14 protein-coding genes are annotated in these 17,135 nt (G+C 70.5%); 10 read left to right on the forward strand and 4 right to left on the reverse strand.

Annotated elements, in window-relative coordinates; all coding sequences use genetic code 11:
• Positions 1 to 11 precede the first annotated feature (11 nt).
• Entirely contained in the window at positions 12 to 275 is a 264-nt protein-coding gene (locus V5F67_RS03045; protein ID WP_394021098.1) for a DUF2312 domain-containing protein, read from the forward strand.
• Between the two features lie 34 nt (positions 276 to 309).
• On the opposite strand, the gene mepK is transcribed toward V5F67_RS03045, so the two are convergent.
• The 3 genes from mepK to V5F67_RS03060 form a co-directional block, all read right to left on the reverse strand.
• Entirely contained in the window at positions 310 to 1,893 is a 1,584-nt protein-coding gene (gene mepK, locus V5F67_RS03050) for a peptidoglycan L,D-endopeptidase MepK (protein WP_394021099.1), read from the reverse strand.
• Positions 1,894 to 2,203: 310 nt separating this feature from the next.
• Entirely contained in the window at positions 2,204 to 4,261 is a 2,058-nt protein-coding gene (locus tag V5F67_RS03055) for a L,D-transpeptidase scaffold domain-containing protein (RefSeq protein WP_394021100.1), read from the reverse strand.
• 186 nt (positions 4,262 to 4,447) lie between these two features.
• The gene (locus tag V5F67_RS03060; protein WP_394021101.1) at positions 4,448 to 5,137 is read right to left on the reverse strand and encodes a response regulator; all 690 of its coding nucleotides are present in this window, start codon (positions 5,135 to 5,137) and stop codon (positions 4,448 to 4,450) included.
• 403 nt (positions 5,138 to 5,540) lie between these two features.
• On the opposite strand from V5F67_RS03060, the gene V5F67_RS03065 reads away from it, so the two are divergent.
• The 9 genes from V5F67_RS03065 (at position 5,541) to V5F67_RS03105 (ending at position 16,562) form a co-directional block, all read left to right on the forward strand.
• Positions 5,541 to 7,385, forward strand: a complete 1,845-nt coding sequence (locus V5F67_RS03065; protein WP_394021204.1) for a M3 family oligoendopeptidase — start codon at positions 5,541 to 5,543, stop codon at positions 7,383 to 7,385.
• An 85-nt stretch (positions 7,386 to 7,470) separates the two neighbouring features.
• A complete protein-coding gene (locus V5F67_RS03070) occupies positions 7,471 to 8,835 on the forward strand; it encodes a murein hydrolase activator EnvC family protein (RefSeq protein ID WP_394021102.1) in 1,365 nt (454 codons plus the stop codon).
• A complete protein-coding gene (locus tag V5F67_RS03075) occupies positions 8,832 to 10,184 on the forward strand; it encodes a S41 family peptidase (protein WP_394021103.1) in 1,353 nt (450 codons plus the stop codon). Before V5F67_RS03070 ends, V5F67_RS03075 begins: the two co-directional genes overlap by 4 nt.
• Positions 10,185 to 10,600: 416 nt before the next feature.
• Positions 10,601 to 11,131 (forward strand): F0F1 ATP synthase subunit delta, encoded by a 531-nt coding sequence (locus V5F67_RS03080; RefSeq protein ID WP_394021205.1) that lies wholly within the window; start codon positions 10,601 to 10,603, stop codon positions 11,129 to 11,131.
• Positions 11,131 to 12,663 (forward strand): F0F1 ATP synthase subunit alpha, encoded by a 1,533-nt coding sequence (gene atpA / locus V5F67_RS03085; protein WP_394021104.1) that lies wholly within the window; start codon positions 11,131 to 11,133, stop codon positions 12,661 to 12,663. The genes V5F67_RS03080 and atpA overlap by 1 nt, the downstream gene beginning before the upstream one ends.
• 37 nt (positions 12,664 to 12,700) lie before the next feature.
• Positions 12,701 to 13,576 (forward strand): F0F1 ATP synthase subunit gamma, encoded by an 876-nt coding sequence (locus V5F67_RS03090; RefSeq protein WP_394021105.1) that lies wholly within the window; start codon positions 12,701 to 12,703, stop codon positions 13,574 to 13,576.
• Positions 13,577 to 13,608: 32 nt separating this feature from the next.
• Entirely contained in the window at positions 13,609 to 15,045 is a 1,437-nt protein-coding gene (gene atpD, locus V5F67_RS03095; protein ID WP_394021106.1) for a F0F1 ATP synthase subunit beta, read from the forward strand.
• A gap of 260 nt (positions 15,046 to 15,305) precedes the next feature.
• Positions 15,306 to 15,728 carry a F0F1 ATP synthase subunit epsilon gene (locus V5F67_RS03100; protein ID WP_394021107.1) on the forward strand — a complete coding sequence of 141 codons (423 nt, stop codon included), beginning with the start codon at positions 15,306 to 15,308 and terminating at the stop codon, positions 15,726 to 15,728.
• A 231-nt stretch (positions 15,729 to 15,959) separates the two neighbouring features.
• Entirely contained in the window at positions 15,960 to 16,562 is a 603-nt protein-coding gene (locus tag V5F67_RS03105; RefSeq protein WP_394021108.1) for a nucleoside deaminase, read from the forward strand.
• A gap of 7 nt (positions 16,563 to 16,569) precedes the next feature.
• Here V5F67_RS03105 and V5F67_RS03110 read toward each other — a convergent pair whose 3' ends face one another.
• The gene (locus tag V5F67_RS03110; protein ID WP_394021109.1) at positions 16,570 to 17,085 is read right to left on the reverse strand and encodes an RNA pyrophosphohydrolase; all 516 of its coding nucleotides are present in this window, start codon (positions 17,083 to 17,085) and stop codon (positions 16,570 to 16,572) included.
• Positions 17,086 to 17,135: the final 50 nt, after the last annotated feature.

Raw genomic sequence — 17,135 nt, forward strand, 5'->3', positions numbered from 1 at the left:
GAGTCTGCCAGGTGGCGGAAGACGTGTCAGATGCCCCCGCGGGGTTTGCCAAGGAACAGCTGAAGTCCCTGATCGAGCGCATCGAGCGCCTCGAGGAGGAGAAGAAGGCCATCGCCGACGATATCAAGGACGTGTTCGCGGAGGCCAAGGCCAACGGCTTCGACGTGAAGGCGCTGCGCACCATCCTGAAGATCCGCAAGGAGGACGCCGACGACCGCAAGGAGCACGAGGCGATCGTCGACCTCTATTGCCAGGCGCTCGGCATCTTCGCCTGACCCGGCGAGGCCGGGCTGCGGCCCGGCCGGCGCCTCACATGCGCTGGCTGACCGCCATGGCGCCGGCGCGGAAGGCATAGGTCGGCAGCGGCACCACGGCCGGCCCGACGAAGCCGGATTTGAGCCCGAAGCTGCCGTCACGCGAGAAGCCCTGCGCCACCACGGTCTGCGGCGCCGACACGAAGGCCGTGAACACCCGGAGCTCAGGCTGGCGCAAGGTCAGGTCGGACGACAGGCTCGACGCCAGGAACAGGCGATCGAAGGTGACGGCGGACGTCACCTCGACCGGCGCGGCCGGGCGCCGGGCAGGCGCCGCCGGCGCGGGCTTGCCGCGCTCGCGCAGCCGGGCGACGGCGGAGGGTGGCACCGCGGGCTCTGCATGCTCGCGCGGGGCCGCGATCAGGCCGCCGTGCAGGGGCGAGGCCTCGGGGCCGATATTTCCGGCCGCGGCATAGCCCAGCGCCGCGCGGGCGTCGTAGAGCGAGCCGCGCGCCGGCTCGCCCGTGATCAGCTCGGGCAGCGGCGCTCCCGGAAGGCTCGCCACCTGCACGCCAGGCGCAGGCCTTGGCGCGGGAGCGATCGTGGCGGCGCTGGCCTGGGCCAGGGCGGCCGGCCGGGCGGGCGGCATCGGGGCGCTGGCGAGAGCGGCGGTGACGATGGCGGCGCTGGCGATCTCCGCCGGCCGCGGGCGCGGCAGCGGCGCCGCCGCAAGACGCGTCCCGGCAGCATCCGCGGCTGCGGGAGCGGCGGGAGAAGCGGCCGGCGCGGGTGCCGCGGCGGCCACGGCCTGACCCTGCGGCTCGGGCGCGCCACCCTCGTCGTCGTCGTCGTCCTTGCGGCCCATCAGCTTGCTGAAGAAGCTCTTCACCCCCTTGCCGGCGTCGGCCGAGGCCACGGCCACGCCGGGCCTGGAGCCGCGCGCCTGGAGCTCCGCGAGGGCGACGTCGTACTTGGCCAGCGGACGTCCGTCGGAAGGAACGTGGACGGTCTTGCCGTCCGGGAACACGCGGACGAGCTGGTCGTGGCTCATGCGCGGCCAGTGGCGCACCGAGCCGGTGTCGAGGTGCACGAACGGCGAGCCGGAGGTGGGATAGAAGCCGACGCCGCCGCGCTGGAGCCTCAGCCCCGCCTCGCGCAGGCGCGCGAGCTCGACGCCGGGAATGAAGAAGTCCATGGCCTTGCCCAGCATGTGCTGGGACGACTTCGCCACGCCCCGGCTGCGCGAGCGCAGCATGGCGTTGGTGGCGGGCGATCGGTAGGAGCTCACCACCTGGATCGGCGACGCGGCGTCGGTCTCGCGGTAGACCTCCCAGACGATGTCGAACAGCTGGGGGTCCATCTTGGTGGGCTCGTTGGTGCGCCAGTCGCGCAGGAACCAGTTGAGCTTCTCAAGGATTGCGGTGTCGTAGCGGCCGTCCTTCTTGAAGGTGAAGGTGCCGCTCTCGCCGGTGTGGGTGTGGTGGATCAGGAGCGTCCGGGTGTCGCCGTTGGCCACCGCATTCTGCAGCGAGGTGGTGCCGCACACTGCCAGCATCGCGCCAAGGCCGGCCACCTTCAGCCGCCGCATGGCGCCGGCGAGGCGGGGAGGGAAAAGCTGCGGCGCTTGAAGGATCTGCAATGGCTCGAACCCGAGGCTCAGGTCTGGTCGATGCCGCGACTGTTGCCGCGGCGCGATGCAATCGGAGTCTTGTCGGGTTCGGTTAAGGGCGCCTTTACGCCCCTCGCCCCCATGTCACGCCGTCGTGAGTAGCGGCGGACTGTGGCGAAAACGTGCCAGATCGGGTTTTGGCTTGACCGTGGCATTGACGCCACAGGATGACGGGCGAATCGCCGGGGCGGCGCCGGCCGGCGGTCGCGCATCCCCGCCGTCCCCTCCGGCTCGGCCGGAGGGTGCGTGGAGGCCTCGGCCGCAGCCGAGGCCGGAGCCGTCAGCGGGTTCGGGTGGTCTGGCTGTCGGCCATCCGGCGGCGGCCTTCGAGGCCGAGGATCGACTTCACCTGCGCGTTGAGGCCGTAGAGATCCTCGCGCACCCGCAGCCGGCCGGTCTCGTCCACCACGGCGTTGAAGTAGACGATGTGCACCGGGAAGCGCTGCTTCAGGTTCACGTAGCGCTCCTGGCTGCCGAACATCTTGGCGATGCGGCCCTCGGTCCAGGTGTCGCCCGGCATGCCGAGGGTGAAGATCATCTCGCCGAACTTCAGCGGCTCGAACACCCGCACGCAGCCGTGGCTGTAGGCGCGGCGGTCGTTCTGGAACAGCGACCGCGACGGCGTGTCGTGCAGGTAGACCGAATGGTCGTTGGGGAACATGAACTTGATGCGGCCCAGCGCGTTGCGCTCGCCCGGCGGCTGGCGGAAGGAGACGCCGCCCGAGCTGTTCCGCACCACCTGGATGCCGCGCCGCCCGAGCGCGCTCGGGTCGGAGCGCAGCAGCGGCATCATCTCGTTGCGGGCGATGGAAGGCGGAATGTTCCAGGCCGGGTTCACCACCACGTACTGCATGTCGCGGCTGAGCAGCGGCGTCGGCGTCTGCGGCTTGCCGACCACCACCCGGGTCTCGTGGACCTTCCTGTCGCCCTGGTAGATGCGCACCAGGTACTCCGGGATGTTCACCATCACATAGGCGTCGCCCAAATCGCGCGGCAGCCAGCGCCAGCGCTCCATGTTGGCGATCACGTCGGCGGCGAGGCTGCCGCCGCCCCCGCCCGCGTCCTTGTTGAGCGCGGCGATGGTGGAGGTGCCCACATTGCCGGTGGGCGAGACCCCGCTCGATTCCTGGAACGCCTTCACCGCGTCCACCAGGGCCTGGTCGTAGATCAGGTCGTTCGCGGCGCCCGAGGTGCCGAGGCGCACGCGCAGGGCCGGCACCCGCGGATCGCTCGCGCCCGGCCGCAGCAGCGGACCGGTGGGCACGGCGGCGATCTTGGGCGTGGTCTGGCCCGCCACCTCCTTCAGCTTCGCCTTCAGCGCCCTGTAGCCGGCATGGGGCGGGTTGAAGGCGGCGAGCGCCGCATCGGCGTCCGGCGCCGCGGCCAGCGCATCGAGCACCGCCGCCGGGTCGGGGATGTCGCGCTTGGGCGTCACCAGCGAGGAGATGCGCGAGGGCTCGAAGCGCCCGGCCTGGGCGTGGCGCGCATAGGTCAGGGCCGCCACGGCGAGATGCAGCTCGGCGCGCGCCAGGGTCAAAGCGTCGGACCGGCGCGGCAGCGGGGGCACCGCATAATCGTCGGGATCGAGCCCGTCCTCCTCCGCCGCCCGGAGGCGGGCGATCACCGCGTTGCCGCGCGGATCGAAGCCCGAGGCGTCGACGAAGACCGGCCGGCCGTCCCGCACGCCGTAGAAGGTCGCGAGGCCCTCCTGGAACGACTTGTTGGCGGTGAGTGCGTCCGGGTGCACCAGCAGGGCCCGGATCTCGCCCGCCACCAAATCGAGCGGGTCGGCCTGGGCGACGGGCGTCGCCGGCACCGGCTGCGCGGCGCTCTGGGACGGGGCGGGCGCCACCGGCGCGGGAGCCGCCATCGCCGGCGCGGCGCCTTGGGCGGGGGCGGCCTGGATCGGCGCGACGTGCTGGACCGGCGCGGCAGGAGCGGACGGGACGGGTGTGGCGAGGCTCGGCGCCGGCGGGCTGCGATGCGCCTCGCCGTTGCCGGCGCCGTCGACGCCCGAAACCGCGGTCGAGGTGCCGAAGCCGGCGGAATGCGTGACCGGCGCCGCTGCCGAAGGGGCGGCCTGGACCGGGGATGCGGCCTGGGCCGGAGGCCGGGACATGGGCCCGACGCTGCCGGGGCGGAACACGGTGGTGGGTGGAGACGCCTGCGCCGCTCCGGCCGGCAGGTCCGCGGTGCCGGGAAGGTCCGGCTGCTCGGCATGCCCGGCGGCCGGGACCGCCGCCAGCATCGCCGCGAGCACGCCGGCGGACGTCAGGCGCTTGACGTGCGTGCCGCGCGCCACCGCACGCCCCAGATTCCCCAGCAGCTCAACCCGCATGGGTCCGATCTCCTTACGAATGGCCCGCGAGGAGCGTTGGTGCCGCTTCGCCGCCGGCCGATCAACTCACAAGCTTGCGTTGCACAGGGATTTCATCGGTCTGTAACTCACCGGCAACAAATGCGGCGGATGGAGGTTCCCCGGTCCCGGCAAGAACGGTTAGCCGCGCGCGCTCTCCTCTCGCGCTCACTCGGCGGCGAGGGCCTGGAACGCGGGCCGCGGCGGCTCTTCCGCGGCGGCAGCGCCGGCATCGATCTCCGCCAGCTTGCGGTAGAGCGTCGAGCGGCCGATGCCGAGGCGCCGCGCCACCTCGGTCAGGCGGCCGCCGTAGAGCGTGCAGGCGAAGCGGATCAGCTCGGCTTCCACCGCGTCGAGCGGGCGCACGTGGCCGGCGTCGTCCAGCAGGTCCAGACCCTCGGTCCGGACCGGCGCGAGGGTGGGCGCCATGCGGTCCGCGAAGCGGATCACCTCGGCGCCGCCTGGCGCCGCAGGTGCGCGGGCCGCGCCGGGCCGTCGGCGGGCCATGGCGTTGGCGATCGCCACCTCGAGGCGCAGCGCGCCGGCCGGCTTCACCACGAAGTCGCAGGCCCCGGCGCGGATCGCCGAGCCCGCGCCGTCGAGGCCGCCGGGCGTCACCGCGACGATCACCGGGGTGTCGTCGCCGCGCGCCGCGAGCGCGCGCAGCACGCCCATGCCGTCGAGGCCGGGCACCACGAGGTCCAGCAGCACCGCGTCGAACGTCTCGCGCGCCATGCGCTCCAGCGCGGCGTCGCCGTCCTCCACCCAGAGGGTGCGGTGACCGAGATGGGCGAGCGCCGAGGCGAGGCGGCGGGCCTCGTCGGGATCGTCCTCGACGAGGAGGAGGGATGCGGTCATGGGTGTCCGGGCTGGAACGAGGCAGATGATACCGCGCGAGCTTGGCCGGCGATGGTTAAGGGATATCTAAGGCGCCGCCGTTTGCGCCGAGACCCCTTGCGGCGCGGTACTGTTTGGGGGGAATCTGGGGGCGGCCTCCGCCGCGCCCGGGCCTCTGGGAACGGGCGAAGGCCGAATCGCCGCCGTCCCCATTGCCCCTTGGGCGGCTTCCTGGAGGGCTTCCCGAGGGGTGCCGCAGGCGCCCCGGGGCGTCATCTCTATCCGCCGCCCTGCCCCCCGTCCCACCGCCGCCCCACCACCGCCCCTTGGCATCCGCCGCCGCGCAACCCAATTTCAGGTCAGCCCAGCGCCCCGTTTCGGAGGTCCCATGTCGGTTCCTTTTGTCGGTTTCCCGTTCCGTGCCATGCCCCAAGGGGCGATCAGAGGGGCGGTCCATGCCGCGCCCGCCGCCGTCCCCGCCGCCGCCGCGGCGCAGGACCTGCCGGAATGGAACCTCGCCGACCTCTATGCCGGCATGGACGCGCCCGCGCTGGCCGAGGACATGAAGACGTCCGATGCCGCCTGCCTCGCCTTCGAGGCCGACCACAAGGGCAAGCTCGCCGCGATGCTCGACGGCCTCGACGCCGGGGGCAAGCTCGCCGCCGCCGTGCGCCGCTACGAGGAGATCGACGACCTCATGGGCCGCATCGCCTCCTATGGCAGCCTGGTCTATGCCGGCGACACCTCCGACCCGGCGCGCGCCAAGTTCTACGGCGACATCCAGGAGCGCCTGACGGACGCCTCGACCCACCTCCTGTTCTTCACGCTGGAGCTGAACCGGCTGGACGACGCCAAGCTCGAACAGGCCATGGCGGACCCGGCGCTCGGCCACTACCGGCCCTGGATCGAGGACCTGAGGAAGGACAAGCCCTACCAGCTCGACGACAAGATCGAGCAGCTGTTCCACGAGAAGGCGAGCCCCTCGCGCAGCGCCTGGAGCCGCCTGTTCGACGAGACCATCTCCTCTCTGCGCTTCCAGGTGAACGGCCAGGAGCTCGCCATCGAGCCGACGCTGAACCTGATGCAGGACCCCAAGGAGGAGGTGCGCCGCGCCGCCGGCCTCGCCATCGCCGACACGCTGGGCAAGAACGTGCGCCTGTTCACCCTCGTCACCAACACGCTGGCGAAGGACAAGGAGATTTCCGACCGCTGGCGCGGCTTCCCGGACGTCGCCTCCGCCCGCCACCTGTCCAACCGGGTGGAACAGGAGGTGGTGGACGCCATGGTCTCGGCGATCACCACCGCCTACCCGCGCCTGTCGCACCGCTATTACGCCCTGAAGGCGCGCTGGTTCGGCAAGGAGCGGCTGGAGTTCTGGGACCGCAACGCGCCCTTGCCCAAGGTGGCGACCCGCGACATCGGCTGGGGCGAGGCGAAGGACACCGTGCTGTCGGCCTACGGCACCTTCTCGCCGAAGATGGCGGACATCGCCCGCACCTTCTTCGACAAGTCCTGGATCGACGCGCCGGTGCGCCCCGGCAAGTCGCCGGGCGCGTTCGCGCATCCGACCGTGCCGTCCGCGCACCCTTATGTGCTGCTCAACTACCAGGGCAAGCCGCGCGACGTGATGACGCTCGCCCACGAGCTGGGCCACGGCGTGCACCAGGTGCTGGCCGGCCGCCAGGGCGCGCTCATGGCGCCGACCCCGCTGACGCTGGCGGAGACCGCCTCGGTGTTCGGCGAGATGCTCACCTTCCGCCGCCTGCTCGCCGCCGCCGAGACGCCGCAGGCGCGCAAGATCATGCTGGCCCAGAAGGTGGAGGACATGATCAACACGGTGGTGCGCCAGACCGCCTTCTACACCTTCGAGCGCCACGTCCACACCGAGCGGCGCGCGGGCGAGCTGACCTCCGACCGCATCGGCGAGATCTGGATGAAGGTGCAGAGCGAGAGCCTCGGCCCGGCGATCCATCTCGGCGCCGGCTATGAGAGCTTCTGGACCTACATCCCCCACTTCATCCACTCGCCCTTCTACGTCTATGCCTATGCCTTCGGCGACTGCCTCGTGAACTCGCTCTACGCGGTCTACGAGAACGCCTCCGACGGTTTCGCCGAGCGGTATCTGGAGATGCTGGCGGCGGGCGGCACCAAGCACCATTCCGAGCTGCTCGCCCCGTTCGGCCTCGATGCCCGCGACCCGGCCTTCTGGCAGACCGGCCTCACGCTCATCGAGAGCATGATCACCGAGCTGGAGGGCGTGGAGGCCTGAGGGGCGGGCGTCCTGGCGAAAAAAGCTTCGCCGGGACGGCCGGCCTTTACCACTGCTCAACCGTAACGGGGCGAGAATCCGGGCCATGATGCCGCGGACCGGCCTTCTCGCCTGCGCTCTCCTCGCCGCCATGGCCGCCGCGGGGCCGCAGGCCCGCGCCGAAAGCGCGCCGCCGCCCGGCGCGGCGCGCCTCGCCCAGAAGGCGGCGCCGCTGCCGCCATCGCCGCCCGCCAAGGGCCTGGACGGCGCGGCGCTGAAGGCCGAGGTGGCCGGCAACCGGGAGTTCCAGGAGCGCCTGAAGGCCGAGATCGAGGCCGCCAAGGGCGACCGGGGCAAGCTCTCCCGCCTGCTGGTGGACGCCTCCGGGCGGGCGCGCGACATCGAGCAGCGCATCATCGATCTCGAGGGGCGCATGGCGCGGCTCGACCAGGCCGCCAAGGCGCTCGACATCTCGCTCGCCCAGCGGCGCGGCGTGCTGGCCCAGGTGCTGGCGGCGCTGCTGCGCATGGGGCGCGAGCCGCCTCCGGCCCTGGTGATGCGCCCGGACGACGCCCTCGACGCGGTGCGCTCGGCCATCCTCCTCGGCGCCCTGGTGCCGGAACTGAGGGTGGAGGCGGAGACGCTGGCCTCCGATCTCACCGAGCTGTCGCGGGTGCGCGGCGAGCTCGCCGAGGCCCGCGGCACGCTCGCGCGCCTCGGGACGGTATTGGAGGAGGACCGCGCCCGATTGGCCGCCCTCATCGGCGAGCGCCAGCGGCGCCAGCAGGAGAGCGATCCGGTCCCTGCGGCGGAGCGCGCCCAGGCCGAGGGCGTCGCCAAGGCGAGCGGCGACGTGCACGATCTCGTGACCCGGCTGGAGGCCGAGGTGCCGCCCGCCGCCCGTGCCGCCGAAGCGGCCCAGAATGCGGCTCCCGCGCCCTCACCCAACGGAAAGCGCGACCTTGGCGGCCCGGACGACCCAGCGCGTCTGCGCCCCGCTGTGGTCTTCGCCGACGCCAAAGGCTTGCTGCCGCTTCCTGTCGCCGGGGTGAGGCTGCGCGAGTTCGGTGCCCCGGACGCCGCCGGCGGGGCCGAGAAGGGGCTCACCATCGCCACCCGCTCGGGCGCCCCCGTGAGCGCCCCGGCGGACGGCTGGGTGGTCTATGCCGGCCCGTTCCGCAGCTATGGACAACTCTTGATCCTCAACGCGGGCGGCGGATACCATATTCTCATGGCGGGCATGGACCGGATCACGGTCGACCTCGGCCAGTTCGTCCTGGCGGGCGAGCCGGTGGCGGTGATGGGCCGCGCGGGCAGGGTGGGTCCCTCGGCGGGGCCTTCGGCCCCTTCCGGCGGGTCTTCAGCCTCGGGACAGCCCCAATTGTATGTAGAGTTCCGCAAGGACGGGGTGTCGATCGATCCCGCTCCCTGGTGGGCGGCAGCAACGGATAGTCGGAAGGTGCGCGGATGATGCGTCGGACGTCTTTGTTTCTTTTCGGCGCAGCCGCCGGTGCCCTGGTGGCCTTCACCGTGGTGCAGCCGCGCCTGTTCCTCGGGATGGCGGCCGAGGCCGCGTCCTCCGATACCTACCGGCAGCTCGACCTGTTCGGCGACGTGTTCGCCCGGGTGCGGTCGGACTATGTGGAGAAGCCGGAGGACTCCAAGCTCGTGGAGTCCGCCATCAAGGGCATGCTCCAGGACCTCGACCCGCATTCGTCCTACATGGACGCCAAGACCTACCACGACATGCAGGTGCAGACCTCCGGCGAGTTCGGCGGCCTCGGCATCGAGGTGAAGATGGAGGATGGCCTGGTCAAGGTCATCGCGCCCATGGAGGACACCCCGGCCGCCAAGGCGGGCGTGATGGCCGGCGACCTCATCACCAAGCTCAATGACGAGCAGGTCCAGGGCATGACCCTGACCGAGGCGGTGGACAAGATGCGCGGCGAGGTGGGCACCCCCATCCGCCTCACCATCTCCCGCAAGGGCATCGAGAAGCCGTTCGAGGTGAAGGTGACGCGCGCCGTCATCAAGATCCAGGCGGTGCGCTCGAAGGTGGAGCAGGACGACATCGCCTATATCCGCATCAACCAGTTCACGCAGCAGACCAATGCCGGCCTGGAGAAGGCCATCGACAACCTCACCGGCGAGATCGGCGCGGACAAGATCCGCGGCTACATCATCGACCTGAGGAACAATCCCGGCGGCCTGCTGACCCAGGCGGTGGAGGTGTCGAGCGCCTTCCTCGACCGCGGGGAGGTGGTGTCCACCCGCGGGCGTAATCCCGAGGAGTCGCTGCGCTACAACGCCCGCGGCGGCGACCGCACCAAGGGCAAGCCGGTGATCGTGCTGGTGAACGGCGGCTCCGCCTCGGCCTCGGAGATCGTCGCCGGCGCGCTGCAGGACCACAAGAGGGCGACGGTGCTGGGCTCGCGGACCTTCGGCAAGGGGTCGGTGCAGACCATCATCCCGCTCGGCCGCGACGGCGAGAACGGCGCGCTGCGCCTGACCACCGCCCGCTTCTACACCCCCTCCGGCCGCTCCATCCAGGCGAAGGGCATCGATCCCGACATCATCCTGGTGCAGGACCTGCCCGACGAGGAGAAGGCCAAGCTCGGCGCGCCCGGCGACGGCCGCAGCGAGTCCTCGCTGAAGGGCCATCTGAAGAACGGCGAGGAGGAGCAGACCGGCTCCCCCGCGTACGTTCCGCCCGAGGCCAAGGACGACACGCAGCTCAAGCTCGCCGTCGACCTGATGAAGGGCACGGTGAAGAACGCCGCCTTCCCCGCCGCTGCCGAGAAGACCAGCCGGGCCAACTGAGCCCGGCTTCCGCGAACCGGACCGGACTCCGGCACCGAGGCCCCGCCTGAAAAGACGGGGCCTCTTCGTTTTTGCGGGTCCCTCGCTGCGGTCCGCAGGCCTTTTGCCGCCGCCGCCGGCGCGGGCTTCCCCTGGGTAAAAGCACGGGCTGGAGCGGCTTCGCGGGGGCATGGTCGCCGGCGCGGCCCGCTCACGGTGCGGCAATGCGGCATATCGGCCTATCTTCCGTCATGTTGCCGCCTTCATCGGCCTGTGTTAGGCACACCGGGATTTCGCGGCGCGGGATTATCCCTCGGGGCGGATCGCACAAGAATATTCCCAACAGATCAAGGGCTTGGGCAAGAAGCGCGCATGGTGCGCCGCATCAGGCCGCAAGTCCGAGAGAGGTGCGGGTGGCGGAGACGATCGTGTCAGGCATGGCGGGGCGCTATGCAACCGCGCTGTTCGAGCTGGCCGACGAGGCCGGCGCCATTGATGCCGTACAGGCGGATCTTGGCCGGCTTTCCGGCCTGATGGCCGAGAGTCCGGACCTGGCGCGGCTGGTGAAGAGCCCGGTCTTCACCGCCGAGCAGCAACTGGCGGCCATGGCCGCGGTGCTCGACAAGGCGGGCATTGCCGGCCTCGCGGGCAATTTCGTGCGGCTGGTGGCCAAGAACCGGCGCCTGTTCGCGCTGCCGGCCATGATCTCCGATTATGCCGCCCTCGTCGCCAGGAAGCGCGGCGAGACCTCGGCTGAAGTCACGGTGGCGGCGCCGCTCGGCGAGGCCCACCTTGCCGCGCTCAAGGAAGCGCTGGCGCAGCAGACCGGCAAGGACGTGCATCTCGACGTGACCGTCGATCCGTCCATCCTCGGTGGTCTCATCGTGAAGCTCGGCTCGCGCATGGTCGACGCTTCCCTGAAGACCAAACTCAATTCTATCCGGCATGCGATGAAAGAGGTCCGCTGATGGACATTCGAGCCGCTGAAATCTCCGCGATCCTCAAGGAGCAGATCCAGAACTTCGGCCAGGAGGCGGAAGTCTCCGAGGTCGGCCAGGTTCTCTCCGTCGGCGACGGCATCGCGCGCGTCTACGGTCTCGACAACGTCCAGGCGGGCGAGATGGTCGAGTTCGAGAACGGCACCCGCGGCATGGCGCTGAACCTCGAGATCGACAATGTCGGCGTCGTGATCTTCGGCTCCGACCGCGAGATCAAGGAAGGCCAGACCGTCAAGCGCACCGGCGCCATCGTCGACGTGCCGGTGGGCAAGGGCCTGCTCGGCCGCGTCGTCGACGCCCTCGGCAACCCGATCGACGGCAAGGGCCCGATCGAGTACACCGAGCGCCGCCGCGTGGACGTGAAGGCGCCGGGCATCATCCCGCGCAAGTCCGTGCACGAGCCGATGCAGACCGGCCTCAAGGCGATCGACGCCATGATCCCGATCGGCCGCGGCCAGCGCGAGCTGATCATCGGCGACCGCCAGACCGGCAAGACCGCCGTCGCCCTCGACGCGATCCTGAACCAGAAGCCGCTGAACGCCGGCGACGCCCCGGAGAGCCAGAAGCTCTACTGCGTGTATGTCGCGGTGGGCCAGAAGCGCTCCACCGTCGCCCAGTTCGTGAAGGTGCTGGAGGAGCAGGGCGCGCTGGACTATTCCATCGTCGTCGCGGCCACCGCCTCGGACGCCGCCCCGATGCAGTTCCTGGCGCCGTTCGCCGGCACCGCCATGGGCGAGTACTTCCGCGACAACGGCATGCACGCGCTCATCATCCATGACGACCTGTCCAAGCAGGCGGTCGCCTATCGCCAGATGTCGCTGCTGCTGCGCCGCCCGCCGGGCCGCGAGGCCTATCCGGGCGACGTGTTCTACCTGCACTCCCGCCTGCTGGAGCGCGCCGCCAAGCTCAATGACGAGAACGGCGCCGGCTCCCTCACCGCCTTGCCGGTGATCGAGACCCAGGCGAACGACGTGTCCGCCTACATCCCCACCAACGTGATCTCCATCACCGACGGCCAGATCTTCCTGGAGTCCGACCTGTTCTACCAGGGCATCCGCCCGGCGGTGAACGTCGGCCTCTCGGTGTCGCGCGTCGGCTCGGCGGCGCAGATCAAGGCGATGAAGCAGGTGGCGGGCAAGATCAAGGGCGAGCTCGCCCAGTATCGCGAGCTGGCGGCCTTCGCCCAGTTCGGCTCGGACCTCGACGCCTCGACTCAGAAGCTGCTCAACCGCGGCGCGCGCCTGACCGAGCTCTTGAAGCAGAGCCAGTTCTCGCCCCTGAAGGTGGAAGAGCAGGTGGCGGTGATCTTCGCCGGCATCAACGGCTATCTCGACCCGCTGCCGGTCTCCAAGGTGCGCGAGTTCGAGTCCGGCCTGCTGCTGGCGCTGCGCGCCCAGCACCCGGAGATCCTCGACGCCATCCGCACCTCCAAGGAGCTGTCCAAGGACACGACCGAGAAGCTGACGAAGGCCATCGACGCCTTCGCCAAGAGCTTCGCCTGATCGGCCTGGGATTGCCTCGAACTGACGGACGGGCGCGATGCCGAGCTTGAAGGACCTTAGGAACCGCATCGCCTCTGTGAAGGCGACGCAGAAGATCACCAAGGCGATGCAGATGGTCGCCGCGGCGAAGCTGCGGCGCGCCCAGTCGGCGGCCGAGGCGGCGCGCCCCTATGCCGAGCGCATGGAGACGGTGCTGGGTAACCTCGCGGCCGGCATGGTCCAGGGCGGGCAGGCCCCGCTCCTGCTCACCGGCACCGGCAAGAGCGAGCGGCATTTGCTGCTGGTCGCCACCGGCGAGCGCGGCCTGTGCGGCGCCTTCAACTCGGCGATCGTGCGCTTCGCCCGCGAGAAGGCGCTCTCGCTGATCGCCGACGGCAAGCAGGTGAAGTTCTTCTGCGTCGGCCGCAAGGGCTACGAGCAGCTGCGCCGCACGTTCCCGAACGACATCATCGAGCTGGTGGACCTGCGTTCCGTGCGCACCATCGGCTTCAAGGAGGCGAACGACATCGCCGCCAAGATCCTGCACCTGCTGGACCAGGGCGCGTTCGACGTCTGCACGCTGTTCTACTCGCACTTCAAGAGCGTGATCGCGCAGGTGCCCACCGCCCAGCAGCTGATCCCGGCGACCTTCGAGGCGCGCGCGGCCGATGCCGAGGCGCCGGTCTACGAGTACGAGCCCGACGAGGAGGAGATCCTCGCCGACCTGCTGCCGCGCAACGTGGCGGTGCAGATCTTCAAGGCCCTGCTCGAGAACCAGGCCTCCTTCTACGGCGCCCAGATGAGCGCCATGGACAACGCCACCCGCAATGCGGGCGACATGATCAAGAAGCAGACGCTCAAGTACAACCGCACACGCCAGGCCATGATCACGAAGGAACTCATCGAGATCATCTCCGGCGCCGAGGCCATCTGAGGCCCGACAAGGATTCAAGAGGACTGACGCAAATGGCGAACAAGGTCGGACGCATCACCCAGATCATCGGCGCCGTCGTCGACGTCCAGTTCGACGATCACCTGCCGGAGATCCTCAACGCGCTGGAATCCACCAACCAGGGCAACCGCCTGGTGCTCGAGGTGGCCCAGCACCTGGGCGAGAACACCGTGCGCACCATCGCCATGGACGCGACCGAGGGTCTGGTGCGCGGCCAGGAGGTGACCGACACCGGCGCGCCGATCCGCGTGCCCGTGGGCGCCGGCACGCTCGGCCGCATCATGAACGTGATCGGCGAGCCCGTGGACGAGGCCGGCCCGATCGACGGCGAGGGCCTGCGCGCCATCCACCAGCCGGCCCCCTCCTATGCGGAGCAGGCCACCGAGGCCGAGATCCTGGTCACCGGCATCAAGGTGGTGGACCTGCTGGCCCCCTACGCCAAGGGCGGCAAGATCGGCCTGTTCGGCGGCGCCGGCGTGGGCAAGACCGTGCTCATCATGGAGCTGATCAACAACGTGGCGAAGGCGCACGGCGGCTATTCCGTGTTCGCCGGCGTCGGCGAGCGCACCCGCGAGGGCAACGATCTCTATCACGAGATGATCGAGTCCAACGTGAACAAGGACCCGCACGAGAACAACGGCTCCGCCGCCGGTTCCAAGTGCGCCTTGGTGTACGGCCAGATGAACGAGCCTCCGGGCGCCCGCGCCCGCGTGGCGCTCACCGGCCTCACCGTCGCCGAGCACTTCCGCGACCAGGGCCAGGACGTGCTGTTCTTCGTCGACAACATCTTCCGCTTCACCCAGGCGGGCTCCGAGGTGTCGGCGCTGCTCGGCCGCATCCCTTCGGCGGTGGGCTACCAGCCGACGCTCGCCACCGACATGGGCGCGCTGCAGGAGCGCATCACCACCACCACCAAGGGCTCGATCACCTCGGTGCAGGCCATCTACGTGCCGGCGGACGATCTGACCGACCCGGCCCCGGCCGCCTCCTTCGCCCATCTGGACGCCACCACCGTGCTGTCGCGCTCGATCGCCGAGAAGGGCATCTACCCGGCGGTGGATCCGCTCGACAGCACCTCGCGCATGCTCTCCCCCGCCATCCTCGGCGAGGAGCACTACGGCGTCGCCCGTCAGGTGCAGCAGACCCTGCAGCGCTACAAGTCGCTCCAGGACATCATCGCCATCCTGGGCATGGACGAGCTGTCCGAAGAGGACAAGCTCACGGTGGCGCGCGCCCGCAAGATCGAGCGCTTCCTCAGCCAGCCGTTCCACGTGGCCGAGGTGTTCACCGGCTCGCCGGGCAAGCTCGTCGACCTGAAGGACACCATCGCCGGCTTCAAGGGCCTGGTGGAAGGCAAGTACGACTACCTGCCCGAGCAGGCCTTCTACATGGTGGGCACCATGGAAGAGGCGATCGAGAAGGGCAAGAAGCTCGCCGCCGAGGCGGCCTGAGCTCCAATCCGTGACGTGGTGAGCCGACGAACCCCGAGGTCTCGGGACGGCTCACCCGGCCCCGGCTGGCGGAAATCCGCCTGCCGGGCATCGACATCAAGCTCCAGGGCGAGCGTCCTGGAGCGGGCCTGACGTCGGAGCAGACCCGCCCATCGGCCTTGCCGCCGTGGCCGGCGGGATCATCGGGCTCGGCGTCGGCTTCGTGGCCCAGCGCTGACGCGGCGACGCGCGGGCGCAAGGACGATCCGGAGACGAGAGACATGGCATCCCTTCCCTTCGAGCTGGTCTCGCCCGAGCGGCTGGTGTTTTCCGGCGCGGTGGCCGAGGTGATCGTCCCCGGCGCCGAGGGCGAGTTCGGCGTGCTGGCGGGCCATGCCCCGTTCATCGCCATGCTCAAGCCCGGCATCCTCACCATCAAGGGCGACGGCGCGCCGAAGCGCTATTTCGTGCGCGGCGGCTTCGCCGAGGTGAACGCGTCCGGCCTCACCATCCTCGCCGAACAGGCGAAGCCGGTGGAGGATATCGACGCCGGCGCGCTGGCCCAGCACATCAAGGACGCCGAGGAGGACGTGCGCGACGCCACCAATGACGAGGCCCGCCAGCGCGCCCAGCGCCAGCTGGACGATCTCCGGCAGGTGGCCGCGGCGTTGCATCCCGGAGCGGCGGCCGCGACGGCGCACTGACGCGGGCGGGCAGACCGGGAGACTTCCCTTCTGCCCTGCCGGGACAGAATTCGAGGCCGGGCCGTTGCCCGGCCTTTTTCGTTGGCGAGACGACCCTCCCGGACGGCGCGGAGCCCGTACGCCAGATTCCGCAAGGGCGTTCCAGCGGCCGGAGGTTGCCAGACGCTCCGCCGCGCGGTTTCCTCCGGAACGGCGGCGCCATGACGGCCCCGACAAGGCGGGGAGCCGGCGATGGCGGGACAGGGCATTGCGGACATCGGGCCGTCGCGGCGCACGGTGATGGCGGGCCTCCCGCTCGCCGCCGCAGGGATGGCGGGAAGCGTGCTCGCTTTGTTCCCGGCCGAGGCGCCCGCCGAGGCGATCCCCGCGCCGGCGCGGCCCGAGGACGCGGCCTTCATGCGCGAGGCGCTGGTGCTGGCCGAGCAGTCCAACCACCCCTACGGCGCCGTCATCACCCGTGGCGCCGAGGTGCTGGCGCGCGGCCGCAACCAGGTGGCGGAAGCGTCCGACCCCACCGCCCATGCCGAGATGACCGCCATCCGCAGCTTCCTCGCCGAGCGGGGACCGGACGGCATGCGCGGCGCCACCATCTACGCCACGGTGGAGCCGTGCATGATGTGCATGGGCGCGATCCTGTGGTGCGGCTTCGGCCGCGTGGTCTACGGCGCCTCGCTGGACGACCTCTCGCCCTATATGGGCCGCGGCACCATCTCCGCGCAGGAGACCGCGTCCCAAACCCTGTTCCTGAAGGTGGAGCTGACCGGCGGGGTGCTCGCGGCGGAATCGGTGGCGCTGTTCGAGCAGCGCAAGGACCTGTTCAAGTGGCACAAATAGTGCCGGCTCAGGGCGCGGCGAAGCGCCGGAACTCCTTCACCACGCGCACATAGACGTCGCGCTTGAAGGGGATGACGAGGTCGGCCACCCGGTCGATCTCCTCCCAGCGCCAGGCGCAGAATTCCGGCTTGTGGCCGCCGCCGGGCTGGGCGATGTCGATCTCGGCCTCGCTGCCGGTGAAGCGCAGGGCGAACCATTTCTGGGTCTGGCCGCGATAGCGCCCCTTCCAGGCGTCCTTGGCGACGCGGCCGGGCAGGTCGTAGGTCAGCCAGTCCTCCACCTCCCCGAGGCGCGTCACCGAGCGCATGGAGGTCTCCTCGTAGAGCTCCCGCAGCGCCGCCTCGAACGGCTCCTCGCCCTTGTCGATGCCGCCCTGGGGCAACTGCCAGGAATAGGTCGCGTCCACGTGCTCCGGTCCCTGGAGGCGCTGGCCGATGAAGACGCGGCCTGCCGGGTTGAACACGCACAGCCCGACGCAGGGCCGGTAGGGAAGGTCGTCGTGCTTCTGCTCGTGCTTGGACATGCGGCGCGGCCCGGGACTGGAAAGGGGAGGGCGCGGCGCGCCCGGTTCCG

Origin of the sequence: Xanthobacter pseudotagetidis, from assembly GCF_043194795.2 — a bacterium.
In the GTDB taxonomy this organism is placed as follows: domain Bacteria; phylum Pseudomonadota; class Alphaproteobacteria; order Rhizobiales; family Xanthobacteraceae; genus Xanthobacter; species Xanthobacter tagetidis_A.